The following is a 21832-nucleotide window of genomic DNA, read 5'->3' as shown; positions in this document are numbered from 1 at the left end:
AGAGCTTGCCAGGTGGGTCGCACCTCTGCATCGCTAAAATGGTTGATATTGCAAAGAAAAGTAAAAACCATTATCTTGCAAGGTATTCCCAGAGTCGTCAACACTCATTAAGGGGATACCATAATCTAAACGTAAATTCCAAGCGTTACTAGGCTGCGAAATTAATCCTAGCCCCAAACTCGCTATGGTTTGTGGGTCTGGATTTGTCCCGCCATTATTCCAAGCCGTGCCAATATCAAAAAAGGGCGCGATTTGCAATGTATTGGTGTTTGCTGTCAGAGGAATACGGACTTCTGCTGAAGCTGTGATCCCATTATCTGCTACTAATTGATTTTGCCGATATCCTCGTACTGTATCGACTCCCCCCACACTAAATCTTTCAATAGATAACAAGGAATCTGATGTTAGTTGGGTATTAAGACGTAGTAAGAATAAATTTCGGGATGATAAACGCTGTACCCATTGGAATTGTCCTAACCAAGACAAAAACCGCCCATCCGGAGCTTCATTATTCACCGTAGCATCAAAGGCATCTATGCCCAGATTAAATTGCGATCGCGCTGCGAAAACTCTGGTAGCATTACGGTCCACCCAATCTTGGAAAAAGCGAATCACTGTAACGTTTGATTCACCATTTTCGGGACCTTCGGAGAAAGAAAAGGGAATATCATCAAGGATAAATGTTTGACTCCGACGCAAATCTAGAGCTAAACCAAGGGCAAATTCCGTTGAGGGTTTTCTGTATAACGGTTGACGAATAGTCACGGAAAACGTTTCGGTTTCGCTTCTAATTTTAATATCGCGGAAGTCATCTTCAATAATTCGGCTATCGGTATTGTCATAACGGAAGCTAACGTCACCATTCCGGCGATTGATGGGAATGCTATAGCTAATATCATATAGATTGAGTCCTTCAGTAATGCCGTAAGTACCAGAGATACTATCGCCAAACCCTAACAAATTATCATGACCAATAAACACACTAATTTGTTCGGAACCGACGCTAGGAGATTGGCGGTTATTGGTTGTAATACCTGCGTAAAATGCTGGTGCTTCTTGGACTTGGACTTGGACGATGTTAAAGCCTGGTTTGCTGCCTGCGGTTAACTGAGCGTTTACCCGACTAATTAAGGGGTCGAGTTGTAGTAATTGTAATGCTTCTTCTAAGCGTTTCTGGTTTAATGGAGTAGAAGCAGCTAGTTCTAAACGCGATCGCACATACCCTGGTTGCAACCGATCTAATCCCTTAAGTTCAATTTTCTCTAGTTCTCCCTCTACTACCTGAATTTGCACGATTATATTATCTTTGATATATTGATAGGGGAGAAATGCGCCACTGGTGACGTAACCTTTTTCGATATAAAGTTCTGTAATATCCGACCGCAGTTGTAGCAAATCTGCAAAGGTTAGTGTCCTGTTCTCCAGGGGTTGGGTTAATTTGGTAATTTCGTCTTGTAAAACTGTACTTCCCAACACTTCAATTTTTTTCACAAAGAAAGTTTCTGTAGTGGGAAACGTGATGTCAGGTGGCTTTTGGGTCGGTTCTGGAAGAATGGGAGAAGCTGGAGCAGGGATGGGGGGACTAGGTGAGGGTGTTGGTTGAGGAAGGGTTTGGTCTATTATTTCCGGAGTATTCGGAGGAATGTTGACCCCTGGGGGTGGTGAAGATTGGGCAGAGGCAATGGACGGGAAGAGAATTAAAGTGGAGGCGACAATGAAGAAGGCAGAAGAAAGCAGAAGTTTTATAGATAGCAATTTTATACCTCATCCAATTCAAAACCGCTCTAAGTATTGAGACTAATAGATTTTAGAAAAATTTGCTCATCGCGATCTACTACCAAACCATCCTGCATCTGAATAAGTCGTTGGGTTTGGGCAGCTACATCATGTTCGTGAGTAACAATCACGATGGTTATGCCTTGCTGGTTTAATTCCCCAAGTAGATCCATGACTTCCTGGGAGGTTTTGGTATCTAAGGCTCCGGTAGGTTCATCTGCCAACAGCAAAGCGGGGCGATTGACTAAAGCACGGGCAATGGCAACCCGTTGTTGTTGTCCCCCAGAAAGTTGGCTAGGACGGTGGTGAAGGTGGTTGCCCAAACCCACTCTACTCAAGGCTTGCATTGCCCGTTGGCGTCGTTTGGGTTTAGGTACATTGGCGTAGACCATGGGTAGCATAACATTCTCAAGGGCTGTAGAGCGAGGCAAGAGATTGAATTGCTGAAACACAAAGCCAATGCGCTGATTGCGGATATAGGCAAGTTCGTCATCATGTAGGGTTGTGAGGTTTCTGCCTTCAAGGGCATAGCGTCCTGTAGTTGGGCGATCGAGACAACCGATAATGTTCATTAATGTGGACTTTCCAGAACCAGAAGCCCCCATAATGGCAATGTATTCTCCTTCTTTAATTGACAGGTTTATTCCCTTCAGAACTGATACCTGGACTTCCCCCATATCATAAATCTTAGTAATCGCTTCCATCCAAATCATAGTTTTTATTTATATAGTTTAATCAGTCCGTAAAGCAACGATTGGGTCTAATTTTGCGGCATTATTTGCAGGTATTACCCCAGCCAGTAATCCCACAATACAAGACAGCCCAAAACTAGAAATGACTGACCACAGAGAAACCACAAAGGGAAATTGGAAAATAGTGGCTGCACTGAAAGCCAAGGCTATTCCGAATCCCATGCCAATCACTCCCCCCACACCAGAAACTACGACAGCTTCTGCTAAAAATTGCTTGAGAATTGCTGCTTTGGTAGCTCCTAGTGCTTTACGAATGCCAATTTCTCGCCTTCGTTCCACAACAGAAGCTAACATAATATTGGCAATACCAATTCCGCCAACAACTAAAGAAATTCCAGCAACTGCTCCCACCATTACCGTAAATAAACCCACCACACTATTTAAGGTATTGATCATGTCTGTTTGGTTAATGATTCTAAAATTATCGGCTTGGGGTGGATAAATATTATGGCGCAAGCGCAAGAGATTGGTAACTTGAAATTGAGCTGCACTTAAACTCGACTCATCAGAGGCTTTCAACCACAACCCATTGATGGCAATCCCGGCTAGGGCATTATTACCAATAAGTCGCGCCGACATATTCGTCAAGGGAATATATATTTGATTATCTTGGTCTATTGCTCCTACCGCACCCTTAGATTCCATAACACCAATAACGATGTAACGCTCTCCCTGAATGCGGATATTGGCACCAACTGGATTTGCCCCCGGTTCAAACAGTTGTTCCCGTAACTTAGAACCCAGAACAACCACTGATTTACTAGAGAGCAAATCATCCTGATTAAAAAATTGCCCCGACTGGGGATAGATGTTCTTGACCTCCGGGTAACTCAAATCCGTACCGATGACAGTAGTTAATACATTCTTGCCACCATAGACTACGGAGACATTAGGCTTTTGCAAGAATGCAGACACCGCACTAGCCGTAGTCACCTGGTCTTTAATTGCCCGTGCATCCTCCCAATTCAAACGTGTTCCCCTACCAGTACTACCTAGATTGATGCGACTATTTCTGGCAGTATCAGGCAACACCACCATCACATTTGTACCCAAACCCTGTAACTGCTGCTCGGTTGCCTTTTGCACTCCCTGACCAACGGAAGTAATAGCAATTACCGAGGCAATCCCAATAATGACACCCAGCATGGTCAGCCCTGTGCGTAATCTGTTGCTCCACAAAGCCTCCAGCGCCATGACTAAGACTTCTACAGTGGATGCTGTACTAAAGCGAATCTGAACTGGTGTAGCCATTTTTCCACACCTTGTAATTAACGTGAACGTGAACGTGAACCGGGAAAAGGAGGTGGGGTAATCGATTGCGGTCGGAACCCTTCTGGGAAATTTATAAACACTCTTTCGGTTCCCTGCAAACCTGATTTGACTTCTGTTTTGTGATTAGCAGTAACGCCAGTCACTATGGGAGTGAAGATAGCTTGATTATTTTCTCCTGTTACAAACACACCTGTAGCATTCTCCTGGCGGACAATTGCCACTGTCGGTACCACCAAAGCATTTAAGAGTGTGCCTACTTTGAAATCCAGATGGACATTCATCCCAGAACGCAAAAGTTGTTGTGAATCCGAGACAATGGCCACCTTGACCTCAAAGCTGGTAACATTCTGTTCTACAACTGCCTGGGCAGCAATTTGTGCCACCTGTCCGGTAAAGGTTTTTCCTGAGTAAGCATCAACAGTAATGGTGACGTCTTGTCCCAAGCGGATTTTGGAAATATTACTTTCTGCTACGTATGCCGTTACTACCTGGTTACTAGAAGCTAGGGACAAAATTGAAGAAGAGGTAGCGGATAAGACAGAACTACCTGCGGTAGTCGGGCTGACAAAGGCACCTGGATCGGCATACTTCCTAGCAACAATGCCAGTGAAAGGAGCGCGAATTACTGTATCTGCTATCTGCGCCTTGGCATTTTGCACAGCCCCCTCGGCTTGCATCACTCTAGCCCGGGCTTGGGCAATGTCTTCTGGGCGTGCCCCTGCTTTGGCTAGTTTCAAACTTTCCTGTCTCTGCATCACTCTAGCCCGGGCTTGGGCAATGTCTTCTTCCCGTGCCCCTGCTTTTAGGAGTAGCAAAGCTTGCTGGGCTTCGTTTACCCCTGCTTCGGCTGTATCACGAGCCGTCCGGACTTGATTAAAATCTTCCACAGAAATAGCACCAGCCGTTGCTAATTCCTGCTTGCGCTGGAGGTCATCTTCAGCTTGTTGCAGATTTGCTTGTGCTTTTTCTAATCGTGCCAAGCCCTGAGCAATATCTTCTCGACGATTGCCAGCCAGCAACTTTTCCAAATTTGCTTGTGCCTCAGCCAGTTGTGCTTGAGCTTGGGCAATATCTTCTCGACGATTGCCAGCTAGCAACTTTTGCAGATTTGCTTGTCTCTCAGCTAGTTGTCCTTCTGCCTGAGTTAATTGCCCGGTGAGATTGGAGTCATCCATATAGGCAAGAATTTGCCCTTTTTGTACGCGATCGCCTTCCTTGACTAACAGAGTTTTCAGCAATCCTGTAGTTTTGGGGCTAAGATTAATCGCACGTTCGGGCTCAATGACGCCATTAGCAGAAACTGTGACCGCTAGGTTCAGTTTTTCTACAGATACAGTTTGCGTTTGGGTTTTTGCTTGTTGATTTGGCAGGGCAACCCGCTGGCGATAAGCTGCATAGCCTCCTCCAAAGACGAGGCACAAAAGGAGTAGTCTTAGCAGCCATTTAGCCAACCTATTTTTACCAAAATTGAAATCTGCCAATGGCTGATTTGCCTGAAAAGCCATGATTTACTCCTTTTATGGCACTGCTTGACTAGAATAATTCTGAAAGTTATGGGAACCTTTGTAGCCAGATAAATCGGCTAACGTCTGTAATGATTGTTTCCCTAAATACAACTGACCGTTAATCTCCCAAGTAGGAAAGCCTTTAATCTTGGCGACCTTGCAGAGGTCTGGGCGAGAGTTTTTACCTTTAGCATCACACTCAATGTAATTAACTTGGCTCCAGGCACCTTGACCAAACATTTCTTTTTGCTCATTGCAATGATCGCACCAAAATGCACCATACATTTTCGCTTCTAGTTTCTGCAAATGCTCTGCTAGAGCGATGTGTGCTTCACTAGAAGAACTGGTTATAGTATAGTTGATCTCGCTGGCAGAGCGACTGATATTCCCCAGGGTATAAAGACCCAGTACCCCAAGGAGCAACAGTATCACCACCATAGTTGCCGTGAGCAGTTGTTGTCTCAATTTCTGCCAACCACCAGCGCTCAAGGCGAGAAAAAACAAGCTGGCTGACAATAAAGTAGACAGAATACAAAAGCTACAGTTTTCCTGGAATTCAAACAGTGTCGTATATAGCAGGTAACTACTGACAATTAGCATTAATGTCCCACCAACTGCTAGTAACACAATTGTCCACTTTTCTAAGGGAGAGCGGAACTGTTTATGTGCTTTTGAATTCACAAGCAGGGGAGCGATCGCGAAAGCACCATACTAATGCAAGCAATTAAGCCTAATAAGGTGATCGGTGAACTCAAGATGGCAGCATCGGCACTGGTAGGAGGTAGATGGCAACCGCTGGGACGACAAGTAGAATTACTTTGTGTTAATTGAATGATTTTGGGATAGGCAGTTGCTACAGCACCCAAAGAGGCTATTCCTGCGATCAGAGGGCGGGACCAGCGATGCATCCAGTGTAGAAAAGGTTGGTGTTTCATAACAATTCCTGAGAAGTAGACTGTAGAGAGTAGACGATTAATATCCGCTTAATATTCCGTGTTGCTTAGCTTGGCGTTCCGCCCATTGAAAAACCAGTAACCCGAAGGTAAAATAGACTATGCCATTGACTAAGGCAAGGGCAAACTCCGAGATATCTAAACTTTGATTGCTTACCATCAGTTGGCGCAGTCCATCTGCACCCATTGTCATTGGTAACAATAGTCTTAACCCTTGGAATCGGCTCAGCCATGTTTCTGTAGGCACGGCTAGCAAAAACAAGAACGTAAACTGGAAAAGTCCTAACACTTGCTCGACACGTTTGAACACTAAGGCCAAAGCACCCATCAAGAAGGAAAGACCGTAGGCTCCTAGTAACAAGGTACACAGAGGTAAGAGTAAACTGGGAGGAAAGCTGAGACGGGTTCCAGTTACGAGAGTGATCAGCAGCAATAGACTGACATTTAAGATAAGACGTAAGGCCAGACTAACGACAGTTCTAGCTAAAAAAACTGTGGCAGCACTGAACGATGAAAGGAAAACCTGTTCTAGGGTTCCAGTTTGGGCTTCTATTTGTAAAGTAATGGCAATATCATTAATAACAGATAAGACTAAAACCCAAAGCACATAACCGACGACAATGGTATCAATTCGATTGCCAACACTTAGTTGGGGCCCAGCAACAAAGCGAACGCTGAAAAACATTCCATAAAAAATGAATGTTGTGACGGCGACGGAGGAAAATGCTTCAACTGGATAGCGGATAAACTCAGTCCAAGTACGCTTGAATTCAGCCCGGAGCAATTGCAGCATGGCTTTTCTATCCCACTAGTTTTAAGAATACTTTTGTTAAATCAGCCTCATCCTTTTTGACTTGCACCAAAGGCAAAGGATTGAGGATTTGCAATACTTGATAAAGACCTTCTGGTGTGCCAGGGTAAAGAATTTCTCCCTTTTGTACCACGCCACCTAATGCCTCCAGTTTGCGGAGTCGTAACTGGTCTAAGCAGCCTTCGATTGCGATCGCATAGGTGGACCCAGAAAACCGCTGGATAATCTGGCGAGTTGGTTCCAGAGCAATGATTTGACCTTGTTGAATAATAGCGACCCGGTCAGCAATTTCTTGGGCAACATTCAGTTGATGGGTGGTCAGTAGAATGGCGCAGCCTGCTTGTGCCATTTCTCGAACCATGGTTTTGACGCGCTGGCTGGCTTCTACGTCTAACCCTAAAGTCGGCTCATCTAGGAGCAGTAATCGGGGTTGATGAACCAAAGCAACAGCGATCGCTAATTTCTGTTGCATCCCCCGGGATAGTCCTTGTACAGGAGTGTGACGTTTGGACAACAGACCAAATCTGTCTAATAAGGCCAAACCCTGACGATGGGCGATTTTTTGGCTCAAGCCTCTTAATACTCCGAAATATTCCAGGTTTTCCTCGGGAGTCAAACGCCAGTAGAGGTTGCGGTTACCTTCAAGAACGGCACCCACCAGCCGCCGTGCTTGGGGATGGCGATGGGGATCACGACCAGCTATTTTTACTGAACCCCGATCAGGTCGAATTAAACCGGCAATCATTTTAATGGAGGTCGTCTTACCAGCCCCATTGGAACCAAGAAAAGCCAAGACTTCCCCTGGCTCAATGGTTAAGGATAGCCCACTTACTGCTGCAACGATCTTTCCCCGCTGTCGGTAGTGTTTTTGGAGGTTATAAGCTTCTAGTGTGGTCATGGCTGTCATTTTCCTGACTCTTGGCATCTAGTGCAACTACCCTGGGAGTAGCCGCTGCAGGTTTAATGGGTGAGATTGAATAGTAACGATTGAACGGAACATGATATAGCAATACCCATTAAGGTGAGGACATTGATAAAAGCTTTTTTAGTGAACTTTTGCCTCTTGCCTCTTGCCTCTTGCCCTTGCGCGTAGCGCTATACTAACAAGTAATTTCGACTTGCCGATGTAGCTGGTGTACTTCCGTTGGTGCTTCTAGAGATTGATGCTGTGCTGCCATCATTTGGTCGAACCAAGCGATGAGTGCCAATGTAGTGTTAATGTGATAGATGGCTTCCATATTTCCAATGCCAACGGCAGCCTGGCGCATAGCCTGAATCAGTTGCTGGGCATCAAATATACCTAATTCTTGGCTGGGGGAATTACGCACCATTAATTCTAAACAGGGTAAATGTTTAGACAAACCAAGCCAATAGATATCGTTAAATGTAGCTTTGTGACGTCTGCTGCGAATTGGTTCTGGCAGTATTCCCCGCATAGCTGTTTGCAGAACTGGCTTGGGCATACCAGGGATTTCTCTGAGGGCTGTGGGCAACTCTAGGCAGAAACTCAGCACCCGAGAATCAAGAAAAGGATGGGAGTTGTGCATACCTTGTGGTGCTGCGAGATACCATCGAGACCAATCACCTACGGAGGCTTGGAGAGACCACAAATCCACAGAGAATTCAGCGGAACCACCGTATAGTCTTTGAGCATTTTGTCTGCCAATGGTCTGCATTTTAGTACCCTGGGCAAATTCGGGCAATATCCAGGGAGGAATGGCAAATTTTCCGACCTTGGGCCAGCGTCCAAACCCACCCCGCCACCAGGTACCAATAGTACCCACCATCAGCATCGGCAAAGCAGGCCCAATGCCGAATTGATAAAGGATTGACCAGATACTCTGGTTATTAGCCTGTGCCATGCGTTGGGCTTCGGAAAATGCTGCTAACCATTGACCTTGGCGCAACTTACTCGCCATACTCAGGCGTGTTCCTACCAGCAGTTCATCAGCTCCCATACCGGTTAAAATGGTATCCGCTCCCAGTTTATGGGCAGCTTCCACTAAAAGCTTTTCCATGGCTAGGTGGGATAGACCTGCATAGGGTTCGTCATGGTAAGGGATGTCATCATTGAACCAGCGAAAGACCAGGGCATCGTCAGCATCAAGGAAGTGAGGGACAATCGGTCCACCCTGTTCTAGCACTATCTCGGCGTATGCTCGCTCACCAGCCAAGCTAGGACGTTTGTAGACTGCTGTTAGGGTGTCTAACTGGGGTTTGCCTACCCCAGACAACATCCAATCCCGGGCGAGACAAACGACACTGGAAGAATCCATTCCCCCGGATAGGTGGGCGGCAATTTGCCCTCGCTCCATTCGTTGTTTAACCGCTTGCCGCAACAGATGGGCGTACTGTTCCCCTGCTGACTCTAGGGTAAGGCTGTTGTTGTGGTGTTGTTTTGCTGCCCAATCCCACCAACGGTAGGTTTCTACCGTTCCGGTAGCCGTAATGGTCAGTATTGTGCCAGGAAGTACACGGTTGATGCCCGTGAATGCTGTTTCCTCTGTTGGTAGCTCTACAGCGGGAGAGGGCAACATCAGAAATTGGGCGAGAAAGTCAAGGTTGAAGGGTTTATTGGGGAGCAAATCCAGCAGGGGTATGATACTAGTGCTGAGAGCTAGCGTTGTTCCTGCCTTCAGCCAGAATAACTGCCAGGAACCAAGGGGGTCACGCAGGGCGAACAGCTGTTGTAATTCCCCATCCCACACCACCAGGGAAAACTCTCCCTCTAATTGTTCTAGACCTTGGCGACCGAAATGACTATACACTGCTAGGGCAATTGCTGCGTCTGATGTACAGTTTTGAGTTATGGACTGGGGTAACTTGGCGAGAAGTTCATCCTGATAACACAAGTGCCCCATCAGTACAGCGGCAGTCCTTGATTGATAATTGCGGGCAAAGGTTACGCTTTGCGATCGCATTACATGGTCTCGGTTAGATGGAAATACCCGAAATTCCACATCCCCATCCAAACCAGTATCCAAACCAGTAAAAACATCGAATCCTACTCTCATCACTTTCTCCTTAATAGTTCGGCGTTGCTTAATAATGGAATGATTTTAAAAGTTTTGTGGAATAGGCATCTTGCCTGTTCCTGATCTTTTGGCGCGGGCAGGATGCCCACTCTACATCCTATTCATGCAAAGATTCAGTAACGCCAATAGTTCAGCTATACCGTGCCACTGGGGTAAACATCTGGCAGTGCAATTGGTCATCCGTCACAATCTCTGAGGCACACTCTACCCAAGCATGTCCCTCGAAAGGATACAAACTGATGCCAATTACGAGTTCTGCTGGCAGACCGAAAGTTGTCCTGAGGATTTGCCAACCCACAAGGGCTCGCTCTTTGCACGCCATTGGCAGTAACATGTGTTTTGCTGCCGCTGACCGCACTACAGCATCAACTGCTGCCAGTGCTTTCTCCCAATTTTCCGGGGGGGTATTGGGTGCTATGGAAGGTTGCCAACGTCGCCATAACTTGATAGTTCTCGTCCAACCCAAAGTCCGAATGCTAATCCATGCAACCGTTAGCAGCAGGGAAGTGGTAAAAGGAGATGGTGGTACAGACTGGTAGGATTGGGGGAGTTGACACACAAGTAGTTGCTGACGTTCCAAATCCTCCAAAAGCTTCTTTACATCCGCAAGCACCTGGCTTTCTGATACTCCATATTCACCAGCTAGGCAACGTGCCGCCATTTCTGGACCTTGCTCAAGGACAAGCATTAACATCTTTGTACCGATGGCATCGAGTCCATAAAATCTGCCGCGATTGAGACCCAATACTCGTGCAACCCCATCTTGAAGAACTAAAATTACATCCTTTTGGAGACGATAGAGTCCGTTTGTTTCAGTAATTACGGTAGGGACGAATTCCTGTAGGGCTAAGTTGGTCATATCCCTTATCCTGATGATTTTTGAGTAATTGACTTGACCAAGGGAAGATTAAATTTATAGCGCTACGCCCAAGGCAAAAGGCAAGAGGCAAGAGGCAAAAGTTTATTGCAAAAGCGCACCTTTTTCAGCTTTTATCAATGTCAAACACCTTAATGCGTAGTGCTATATGGTCATATATTTTAGGGAAACAGGCAGTTTGAGAGAATTTATTAAAGGTGCGCGCCTCCTAGGCCGAGGAACCCGGCCTAGGAGGCGCGCACCTCAATCTACCTGTCTTACTTATTTGCTCACAATTTAGGAACTAAACTTTAATAAGTTGAGCATGCTATCCGGACTAGATAGGATATAATCGGATATATAGGGACTAATTTGCTCAACTTATTTTGGTGTCATTCCTTAACAGCTACTTTTGTTTAGGAGCATTGATGGTTTCAATACTCTACATTAGTAGCGGCTCGACTCCTTATTATCAATACCACCAGGTCCACCAGTAAAAGAAGTCGAAGAACAATCCAAACGGAAGCGCCTGAAGTTTATCAATGTTCCCTAGATCGTACAGTTCAGGTGCAAGATAGCCGGAGGTATTGGTCGATGCTAGAGTTTGTGCTTTCATGGTTACTCTCCTATTCAATCAATTAGTTGGTTTTGATCAGTTACAATTGGTGAATTGACATTTCGCAATTGACTAACCGTTCCTGATACTTCACAGATTAAAGTCAATTTCTAGGGAATTCATTCACCTTTTATGAATTGAAATATACAGAAAACTGTATGGCAATTCTGATCAAGACCAGCTGATTGTCTCAACACTCTCGACTCATCACCAACTGTCCATCTTCCAGGGGATACACTCCTGTTGGTTCCATAATTGGGTCGCCTTTTTTCCAAGAAGAGGTATGAGGTGTTACACCTTGTACCGTTCCGGTGGGATAGGGTGAAACATATGGATCCCCTGGACGGTTGGGTAAGCCTCCGGAACCTGTAATCACAAATGTGCCTTCAACCTTATTACTGCGGGCTATGCAACTAGTCAAGATCAGGGCGTTAGTATCAATCGGGTTTTGTTGTAACTCCGTCAGGCTATTTTGAATAAAGGTAGTGTCAGGTAAGGTGATCACTCCAGATACGGCACCACTGGCATTAATATCGACGCGGTTGTTGCCATCAAGGGTAGCCGGGTCTGTGCCTTTCGGAGCGGGTTGGTAATTTTCACCAAAGAAGGCTGGGGTGTTAAGTTTGATGTCACCACCTTTACCATCACGAGCAAATGCTAGGATATCGCTGTCATCAAAAGCAATAATCGAGTTAGCGGTAAGGTTGATGTTACCACCACCACCGTCACCAGTGAAGACATTGGTACGGATGTCGCTGTCACCGAAAAGGCGGATGTTTTGGGCGGTGATGTTGATTACGCCACCGGAGGATTGTTCGGAGGTAGTAGATATTGTGCTGTTATTGACTTGAAGAACATCACGAAGACGGATAAAAATATTACCTTGTTCTTTCTTGGAACCTACTGATGTTGCTGCTGTTATACTTCCTTTGTTATCAAGCACGATAGAATCAGCATTAATCTCAAGGTTACCAGGGGAACCAGAACCGGTAAAAGCTAAGTTGGTACCTTGAAAATTACTTACACTTACTGTTGCTCCATCTTGAATAGTTAGCTGATCAGTTTGAATTCTCAAGTCTCCTCCATCACCGCTATCTTGAATAGCACCAGCAAATAAACCGCTGGGATTACCAATTACGGATATACCTGAAACTTCTACTAAATTTTGGGCTCGCACTAATAATTTTCCAGCATTACCTGAGCTAGTAGTATCTGCTGCAACTCTAGCTCCATCCCTAACACTCAACTTATCCGTTTCAATAGTTAAGTTACCTGCATTTCCTTGAGCTCTTGGCTCGACTCTAACTTGCAAGGCGCTAGGGAAATTACCATCCGTAGTAGTCCCAAGTAACTCGATTTTAGGAACAGTAACTGTTAGATTACCTCCATTACCTTTACCAAAAGTGGTAGCATTCACCTGTGCTCCATCTACAACAGTCAAACGATTTGTTTCAATGTTTAAGTCTCCTGCATCTCCCTCACCTGTTTGACCAACTTGAACATATAAGCCGCTTGCGTTAAAACCCCTTTCTGTACTTCCAATCAATTCAATAAACTCGGAAGCACGAACATCTAAATTACCGGTTTTACCCTTTCCAAAAGTAGAAGTCGAAATTTGTCCACCATCACGAACAATAAGTTGACTAGTTTCAACAGTTAAATTACCACCGTTTCCCCGACTGTTTTGACGAGTACCTGTAGAAACAAATGCCCCATCTCGAACAACTAACCGCCCGGTGTCAATTGTTAAATTTCCAGCATCTCCTGTACCGAAAGTATCAGTTACTAAGCTGTTGACAAATAAAATGTTTACTGAACTACCACTGATTTCCACAGAATTAGGGGCTGTTATTGTTATACTGCCCCCTTTCCCCTGATTGTTGGTAGTCGCTGATATTACTGCGCGATCGCGGACAATTAACTTATCGGTTGTCACTTGAATTTCTCCACCATCACCAGTTCCTGCAGTCGCAGCAAACAAACCACTGCTAGATTGTTCATTTGTGCTGGTGCCACTAATTTCCACGGAATCCTGAGCAATAACAGTTAAGTTTCCCCCCTTGCCCTGGCTGTTTGGACGAGTGCCAACGGATACAAAGCCCCCATCTTTGACAACTAACCGCCCGGTGTCAATGTTTAAATTTCCAGCCTCTCCTGCACCGAAAGTATCTGTTACTAAGCGACTGAAAAATAAATTATTTTTTGAACTACCTCGAATTTCTAGGAAATCAGAAGCTGTTATTGTTAAACTGCCCCCTTTGCCCTGATTGTTGGTAATCACTAATATGGCTGCCCCATCACGGACAATTAACTTATCAGTTGTGACTTGAATTTCTCCACCATTACCAGTTCCTTCAGTCCCAGCAGACAAACCACTGCTAAATTGTTCATTTGTGGTAGTGCCACTAAGTTTCACAGAATCCCGAGCAATAACAGTTAAGTTTCCCCCCTTGCCCTGGCTATTTGGAGCAGTACTAACCGAGACAAATCCCCCATCGTTTACAACTAACCGCCCCGTGTCAATTGTTAAATCTCCAGCCTCTCCTGCACCAAAGGTTTCTGTAGATAAAGAACTGCGAGTGCCATTGACTGATTCTCCAGTAACGTTGACAGAGTCAGAAGCAAGAATTGTCACATCACCTGAATTAGCTTTCCCGACATTTTCGGAATTAATGGTACTAATGAGGGTAGTAAATACAGTAATCAAATCACTGGAAAAAACTCTAGGATCAAGAACAGTACTAAAATCAACATTAGTTGGGTCAAAAACACTTGTGAATATCCTAGATCCATTTTCAATATTAAATTTTTTTGTTTCAATAACAATAGAGCCTCCAGTTCCAGCACCTAGGGATGATGTAGTCATCAAACTGTTATTTAAATTAACAGAGTTAGTTGCTATAATTTTTAGTTTGCCTGCATTTCCTTGACCCAAAAAAGTACTAACAAGTATATTTGCATTTTGGAGAATTAACTCTTTAGTTTCAATGGAAATATTACCACCAGTTCCTGTTGTTGATCCATCTCCTAGTCCTATTACGAATGTAGATAGTCCAGCAGAATTTAATCTATTTACAGAATTATTAATATTCACAGAATCCTTAGCTTGTAAGGTAATATTACCGGTTTTTCCTGATGCGAGAAGAGAACTAGTGAAAATTGAAGAATTTTCTTGAGTTGTAAAGATACCAGTATCAATTGTAATATCTCCACTTTTACCTGTACCAAAAGTATTAGAACCAACACTAGAGTTTCCGGCAAGCTCTAAGTTATCGGCACGGATAAAAATATCACCACTATCTTGATTGATAGTCGTTGAATTAATACTTGAAGCTCCGCTGAGACTAACGTTATTACCTTCTAGGCGAATATTGCCAGCGGGATCGCCATTAACATTAATTGCAGCACCATTATCAAGCACTACATTTGCTCTTGCTACGTTAACTGGGTAACTCAATTGCAGATTATTTTCATCCACATTTAACCCAACTGTTCCCGTTTCCGCTAAGCCTCCTATTTCAATTCGCCCACTAGGAGCCTGCAAAATCCCACCTTCCAATCGCACATCGTTACCTACTAACAGCAGACTCTCACCAGTAACAACACTTAGTCCATTGAGAATTATTGCATTAACAGGAGTTCCCAATACCGTAGTTGTTGCTCTGGAACGGTTAACGATTTGCCCTTGACTGTTGACAGCATTAAAAAAGAATGCAGAGGGGTTAACGGAAAGTAAATTACTTCTTTGAGGTTCCGTTGCACTAAACAAACCCCGCTCACCAAAGGCAATCCCATCGGCTGTCGTTGCTACAAAGGAACCTCCCACATCCAAACTGGCATTGCTACCAAACACAATCCCATTGGGATTAATTAGAAATAAATTTGGTTGGGAACTGCCAAAAGTCCCCAGGGTTCCCAAAATATCAGAACGGTTATTTCCCGTCACTCGCGTCAAAATATTCTGGATTTCTGCATTGGGACTGGAAAAATACGCCCCTCTGCCCTCGCTGACATTAAATTCCCGAAAGCTGTGGAACAGGTTAATTCCTCGCTCGGCTCCACCCAAAATTACTTCTACAGGTAATCCTTGAAAATTTTCGATAACTTGGGAAGATTCAGCCCCAAGGGAGTTGTCAGGAATGATATTACTCTGAGCCAAAGATGGGTTAATGGACAATCCCTGAAGCGAAGTTATACCCAAAAGTGCTAACCAGTAAATACCTTTCACTGCTCATTCCTCCCCTGGTCTGGAAATCTATACTATAGCAAGGGAAGTATACTTTAGGACATAGTCTTTGGGTTGAAATGGAGCAGGGAGCAGAAGATGTCTTAAGCTTTACTCCGACTGCTATAAGTGCGTTCGCGTAGCGTGACCTACGGTCAATTGCGTAGCGTGGCCGTAGGCCAATCGCATTATCTACTCAACAACCGGTAGAGTTTTCCCTCCTGGTCTATACGACTCCCGACTCCCGACTCCCCACTCCCTATTCCCTATTCAACACTTCAGATAATTAAACATGCTAGCCAACGACATTGATCAGCTGATTGAACGTTTAGATACTATTATTGATGCTGCTAAATCCCAGCGTAGTCGGATCGGTTTTTTTCCAGCACTCTATCGACAGGTAACACTAAAAATCAAACAATCGATTGCTGAAAACCGCTTCGATGATAATCCCAGAATGAGTGAATTCACTACTAACTTTGGGAATCGCTATGTTGCTGCACTAGAGGCTTATCGCCAAGGGGGACAACCATCAAAGTCTTGGCAGATAGCGTTTGAAGCAACTAATGATTCTAGCCTGATTATTCTACAGCATTTGCTACTAGGAATTAACGCCCACATTAACCTAGATCTAGGCATTTCCGCAGCTGAGACTGCACCAGGTGAGCAATTGTCTAGCCTGGAAAGGGACTTTAATCAAATTAATGACATTCTCGCTGAATGCCTGGAATTAGTACAGCCAGTGATTAACCAGTTTTCCCCTTTTGTGGGGCTGCTGGATTTAGTGGGGGGCAGAACTGATGAGGAAATAGCTAATTTCAGTATTATCAAAGCTCGCCAGGAAGCTTGGGACTATGCCCAAATCCTGGCCTATCAAACTCCTGAACAACGTCAAGGAGCGATCGCTATCATTGATAGAAAAGTCGCTATTCTCGGAAATACCATTGCCAATCCCCATGGCTTTATCGAACCAGTCATTGACCTGATTCGATGGCAAGAGTCGGATGACATTGTTGCTATTCTTGATGCTCTTAATTAGTCTGATATTTGCCCTTGGGGTTCCCAATTCAGGTCGGGGCTTTTCTGCCCAAACCTTGAAGGTGCTCACCATCATTTACTAATTTGCTTAAGAACGTTCTTAATTTGTGCATCAACATAGGCTTTTACCGCCTTTTCCGTCGGTACGGCTGAAGCACTGTTACCACCAAGACTGCCATCATTGGAAAACTCATTGACTGCTACACCATTTTTCAGCTTCAGAGTACCATTGACATGTAGATTTGCCTCTGGATTAGTTTTGTTAATACCAAGGCTGCCATTATTGGTATTGAAGTGCATCTTGATATTGTTAGAATCCCCTGTATCACGGATATAGAGATTATCGTCAACACTTATATAAACCTGTCCACCGTAACGATAGAAAGCACCATCTTTATTGATATGCTGACTGAGATTAAATCCACCCACATCAAACACTTGGCTCTGGGTAATCCCAGCAATGGTTAGGTTACCGGCAAAGGAAGACTCACCTGTGCCCAGCACACTCAGCCCACCATCGGCTGCTGTGGTTAATTCCATTCTCGGATTGGCACCATTGTTGTCTCGCCAGGAGTGCTTGCCAATAGCAGCGTAGAACAAGGTGCTATCGTTGATACCTAGACCAAATCCTGTCCATAATTGCAACTTCAGGTTGTTGGTGACATCTGTATTGGTAAAGACAATTTGTTGGCTACCGTGAACTTGAAGCTTGCTGGTCTCCCCTAAGGTAACATTACCATCAACATTCAGACCACCTTGGCTCTGGGTAATTCCAGCAATGGTGAGGTTACCAGCAAAGGAAGAGTTACCTGTGCCCAGCACACTTAGGCCACCATCGGCTGCTGTGGTTAATACCATTCTCGGATTGGCACCATTTTTGTCTCGCCAGGAGTGCTTGCCATTAGCAGCGTAGAACAAGGTGGCACCGTTGATACCTAGACCATATCCGCCCCATAATTGCAACTTCAGGTTGTTGCTGGTGTTGGTGTCGGTAAAGACAATTTGTTGGTTACCGTTAACTTGAAGCTTGCTGTTATCTAGAATGACTTGCCCAGTGCCTTTCGGACGAATCAAAATATTTTGGTTCTCATTACTCCCAATCGCTTCAATACGGTTATAGCCAATCCCAATGCCTTGGCTCAGGTTTTGGGCATAGAAGGCTCCAATATCAGCAGTTACGTCATTGTGGCTAGCTCTCACTCTGAGTTCACCGAGTTCAACATGAAGTTTCTTCAGTGGCTCTGTTGTGCCAATCCCAATGTTGCTGTTGTACTGAATTGTCAATGCGTCTGGTAGTTCAGTATGCTCCCACACTGTTGTTCCCCTAACTTTAAACCCTAGGTCAGTGGCATAGATATTATCAGGGTTTGAACGAGAAACAATATAAGCATGACGCCCATGAATACTACCAGCTGTATTATCTTTTCCTGTTAATTCTAGGACAGCCTTATTTTCTCCCTCACTCGCTCCACTTGGTCCGACAAATAAGACGGTGTCACCTTGATTATTTCGTACTTCTAGATCATGGGAGGTATCATTAGTGGATGAGCTAACGGATAATTTGGCTTCACCAGTGCTTGCGCCAATGCTAACGTTACCCTCAACAGTCAGGTTTTCAGAAACATGTAAGGCATCAGCTACCTGTAGGGCACCGGATGGATGTTGCGATCGCAATGTGCCGTAAATTTCTGCTATGGATTGCTCCCCACTCCCCATGGAGATGTTACCGGATACTGCCATATCTCGCAATCGCAAGGCATCATAGAATGTTACGTTACCCCTGACGTTCAGAAGCCCATTGATATCCACATTTCCATCAACACTGAGGTCTTCTGCTACGTTCACAGCATCAGCAATTTCCAGTTTCCCGGATGAATGTTGCGATCGCACTGTGCCATGAATCGTGATATTGTCAGTATCCTGATTCCCAAGAAAGACAAACCCTGATAGGATGCTATCCCCTTGCACAGATAGTGTGGCATCAGCATTAGCATTGGTCCCGATACCAACATTGCGATTAACTGTCAGGTCTTGGTTTACCTTGAGAGTCTTGGCTTGAAAGTCTTGCTCCGATGAACCAGCTACATTAGCTTTTCTCTGGTCAACTTGGTTTATCTGGTTGTCAAGATAGCTCTTTACTGCCCTTTCGGTCGGTACGGCTAAATCATTGTTACCACCAAGACTGCCATCATTGGAAAACTCATTGACTGCTACACCCAGTTGCAGCTTCAGATTACCATTGACATCTAGATTTGCCCCTGGATTGGTCTTGTTAATACCAAGGCTGCCATTATTGGTATTGAAGTGCATCCTAATATTGTCAGAATTATCATTAGGATTATTAAAATCACGGATGTAGAGATTATCGTCAACGGTTATATAAACCTGTCCATTGTAACGATAGAAGGCACCATCTTTATTGATATGCTGACTGTGATTAAATCCACCCACATCAAACACTGGGCTCTGGGTAATCCCAGCAATGGTGAGGTTACCGGCAAAGGAAGAGTTACCTGTACCGAGCACACTCAGCCCACCATTGGCTGCTGTGGTTAATGCCATTCTCTCATTGGTACCATTTTTGTCTCGCCAGGAGTGCCTGCCATTAGCAGCGTAGAACAAGGTGGCACCGTTGATACCTAGACCATATCCGCTCCATAATTGCAACTTCAGGTTGTTGCTGGTGTTGGTGTCGGTAAAGACAATTTTTTGGCTACCGTTGAGGTTAAGCTTGCTGTTATCTAGAATGACTTGCCCAGTGCCTTTGGGACGAATCACAATATCTTGGCTACCATTACTGCCAATCGCTTCAATACGGTTATAGCCAATCCCAATGCCTTGGGTGAGGTTTTGGGCATAGAAGGCTCCAATATCCGCAGTTATCTCATTGTGGCTAGCTCTAACTCTGAGTTCACCCTGTTCAACATGAAGTTTCTTCTCTGGAGTGTCTATAGCGATACCAACATTCCCACCAACACTCAAGTCTTCTGCTACCTTGAGGGCATCAGCGATTTCCAGTTTTCCGGATGAATGTTGCGATCGCAATGTGCCATGAAAGGTAATCCTATCTTCATCCTGGTCTCCCAGTAACACATCCCCTGGTTGATGATCAACGTCCCGAGCAATGACATCACCTCGAAATGTTACATTTCCCTCTACCTCTAGATTCCCAGAGACCGTTACTGCTCCATTTAAATGGGTATCTCCCCCATCAACCTTAAGCTTGTAATTCCCTGGTTGTGTTGTGCCAATCCCAACCTTACCCTCAACGGTCAGGTTTTCCGAGACGTTTAAGGCATCCGCTATCCGCAGTGACCCAGATGAATGTTGCGATCGCACTGTGCCATAAATAGTGACTGTATCTTGATCGCTGTTCCCGAGGGTGACGTTATCACTGACCGTTAGAGCACTCTCAATGGTCAAGGGGCCGCTCATGGTACCCCCGGATTGACTCACTACTCCAGTCAAGGGAGAGAAAATAGCGCGACGGTCTTCTACTAATTCCCACTTGCTGCCATCACAGAGCAGTAGGGCTAAGGGAGAGTAGTGATGACTAATGCCATGGGGATTGGCTTTGTCTATACTCCATTCAACGGTCTGTGAGGTTCGGGTAGGAATCAACCAATAATCCCCAGTCCTGTAGTTTCCGGATTCAAACTTAACTTCTAGGTCATTGTTTAACTGAATATATCCCTCATTCCCCTCAGGCTGTGTCACTGTGATGGCTTGTTCCGAATCCCAAAGCCGCACTGTGGGAATTGTCCCCAAAGACTCTCGTGTTACCGGTTGATTGTTGGGCCACTCGGTCACATACAGGTTATCCCCTTGGACATTGTTGAGCTTGACAAATATCCCCGGGATGCCCTGTAGAGTATTCCGCTCATCAGTGATTTCCACCCACTGACCAGTAGCAAACTCAGCTTGGGAATCACCACCAATATTAATCCGGTTACTATCAATGCTTTCGATCCGAGCTGCGATCGCACCATTATGCCGTGACCACTTAAAGGTGGCTTGCCCTAATTCTCCCGATTGATGAATTTCTAAACGGTACAACTGATTTGCCTGACTTCCCCCTGCCCCTTGGGGAGTACGGGCTAAGAGCTGCCCTTTGTTATTAGCAACGTTAACCCAGTTATTCCATAGTTCAGATAATGTGTTATTATCTAACTCCTTATTAATATCCGCTTCCACCTTAAGCAGCTTAGCCTGCCAAACGGTCTTAGTCCTGGTGCTGGTATCTGGTCCACCGAGAGCTTCTTCTCGAATACTGGGGTCTTCAATAATTGTGATGTGCCGTTGCCAGACATCCAGATAAGCCAAGTAGTAACCTGAGGTTTTGTCCAGTTCTACCTGAGGCAAATCCGGTTGTTTGGTATACTCCACCTGCTGATCATTTTCACAGAAGATGCCATCCACATAGCAGTGTCCCTTGTCAATGGTCAACGTGCTACCATTCTCACCCACTGTAAGTTGAAAGCTGCTACTGGTATTACTCAGAACACCATTTTGAGTATCAGTGGGAAAACCATTGAGTCCAATCGTATCTTGAGCAATTGTCGAATCGCGATAGGCACTGATATCTAGCTGTTCATTCCAATCCGCATCCAGCAATACCCTACCTTGCTGCATCCGGACGCTACTGTAGTGTTTGTTGCGATTAAATGTGAAGCGAGTAAAATCCCCTTTCATCAAACCCTCCTTATTATCAGATAGATATCAGATACCTACACACAATTCCCTACAACTGAAATCAGGCCATGAATTAAAATCGTTTAACCGGCAACATGCCACTTATAACCAGCCACATGCCACCTATTAACAGCCATTTGCCACCTATAACCGGCCACTTACAACTGTTAACCAGCCACTTGCCACCTGCAACCTTCCAACTTTAACCTTTCACTTTATAACCTGCAACATTTTGGAATTAAGAATTTAGAATTAAGAATTAAGAATTAAGAATTTAGAATTTAGAATTTAGAATTTAGAA

The 21832-nt window shown here is 44.9% G+C and carries 14 protein-coding genes; 1 reads left to right on the top strand and 13 read right to left on the bottom strand.

The annotated features are described in order from the left end of the window. Positions 1-33 precede the first annotated feature (33 nt). From AC4II3_RS13255 to AC4II3_RS13200, 12 genes are all read right to left on the bottom strand, one after another. Positions 34-1755 (bottom strand): ShlB/FhaC/HecB family hemolysin secretion/activation protein, encoded by a 1722-nt coding sequence (locus AC4II3_RS13255; RefSeq protein WP_488013902.1) that lies wholly within the window; start codon positions 1753-1755, stop codon positions 34-36. Positions 1756-1784: 29 nt separating this feature from the next. Beyond that, the gene (locus tag AC4II3_RS13250; RefSeq protein WP_488013904.1) at positions 1785-2489 is read right to left on the bottom strand and encodes an ABC transporter ATP-binding protein; all 705 of its coding nucleotides are present in this window, start codon (positions 2487-2489) and stop codon (positions 1785-1787) included. Positions 2490-2507: 18 nt separating this feature from the next. Continuing rightward, on the bottom strand, positions 2508-3779 hold the full coding sequence (locus AC4II3_RS13245) for an ABC transporter permease (protein ID WP_488013906.1): 1272 nt from the start codon (positions 3777-3779) through the stop codon (positions 2508-2510). A 17-nt stretch (positions 3780-3796) separates the two neighbouring features. After that, positions 3797-5305, bottom strand: coding sequence for an HlyD family secretion protein (locus tag AC4II3_RS13240; protein ID WP_488013908.1), 1509 nt, complete (start codon positions 5303-5305; stop codon positions 3797-3799). A gap of 12 nt (positions 5306-5317) precedes the next feature. Beyond that, positions 5318-5986 (bottom strand): vitamin K epoxide reductase family protein, encoded by a 669-nt coding sequence (locus AC4II3_RS13235; RefSeq protein ID WP_488013910.1) that lies wholly within the window; start codon positions 5984-5986, stop codon positions 5318-5320. Beyond that, the gene (locus AC4II3_RS13230) at positions 5983-6240 is read right to left on the bottom strand and encodes a hypothetical protein (RefSeq protein ID WP_488013912.1); all 258 of its coding nucleotides are present in this window, start codon (positions 6238-6240) and stop codon (positions 5983-5985) included. Before AC4II3_RS13230 ends, AC4II3_RS13235 begins: the two co-directional genes overlap by 4 nt. Positions 6241-6277: 37 nt before the next feature. Further along, entirely contained in the window at positions 6278-7051 is a 774-nt protein-coding gene (locus AC4II3_RS13225; RefSeq protein WP_488013914.1) for an ABC transporter permease, read from the bottom strand. Positions 7052-7058: 7 nt separating this feature from the next. Next, entirely contained in the window at positions 7059-7967 is a 909-nt protein-coding gene (locus tag AC4II3_RS13220; protein WP_488013916.1) for an ABC transporter ATP-binding protein, read from the bottom strand. A gap of 202 nt (positions 7968-8169) precedes the next feature. Beyond that, complete coding sequence (locus AC4II3_RS13215) at positions 8170-10083, bottom strand: asparagine synthase-related protein (protein WP_488013918.1); 1914 nt, start codon at positions 10081-10083, stop codon at positions 8170-8172. A 151-nt stretch (positions 10084-10234) separates the two neighbouring features. Continuing rightward, a complete protein-coding gene (locus tag AC4II3_RS13210; protein ID WP_488013920.1) occupies positions 10235-10963 on the bottom strand; it encodes a lasso peptide biosynthesis B2 protein in 729 nt (242 codons plus the stop codon). A 469-nt stretch (positions 10964-11432) separates the two neighbouring features. Then, positions 11433-11576: a hypothetical protein gene (locus AC4II3_RS13205; RefSeq protein ID WP_488007528.1), complete on the bottom strand. Its 144-nt coding sequence runs from the start codon at positions 11574-11576 to the stop codon at positions 11433-11435. 190 nt (positions 11577-11766) lie between these two features. Further along, entirely contained in the window at positions 11767-15804 is a 4038-nt protein-coding gene (locus AC4II3_RS13200) for a two-partner secretion domain-containing protein (protein ID WP_488007530.1), read from the bottom strand. A 289-nt stretch (positions 15805-16093) separates the two neighbouring features. Between AC4II3_RS13200 and AC4II3_RS13195 the strand changes: the two genes are divergently transcribed. After that, a complete protein-coding gene (locus AC4II3_RS13195) occupies positions 16094-16840 on the top strand; it encodes a DUF5995 family protein (RefSeq protein ID WP_488007532.1) in 747 nt (248 codons plus the stop codon). Between the two features lie 71 nt (positions 16841-16911). Here AC4II3_RS13195 and AC4II3_RS13190 read toward each other — a convergent pair whose 3' ends face one another. Further along, positions 16912-21531 carry a DUF6519 domain-containing protein gene (locus AC4II3_RS13190; protein ID WP_488007534.1) on the bottom strand — a complete coding sequence of 1540 codons (4620 nt, stop codon included), beginning with the start codon at positions 21529-21531 and terminating at the stop codon, positions 16912-16914. Positions 21532-21832: the final 301 nt, after the last annotated feature.

The organism is Moorena sp. (assembly GCF_982860115.1).
This window is presented reverse-complemented; position numbering and strand designations above follow the sequence as displayed.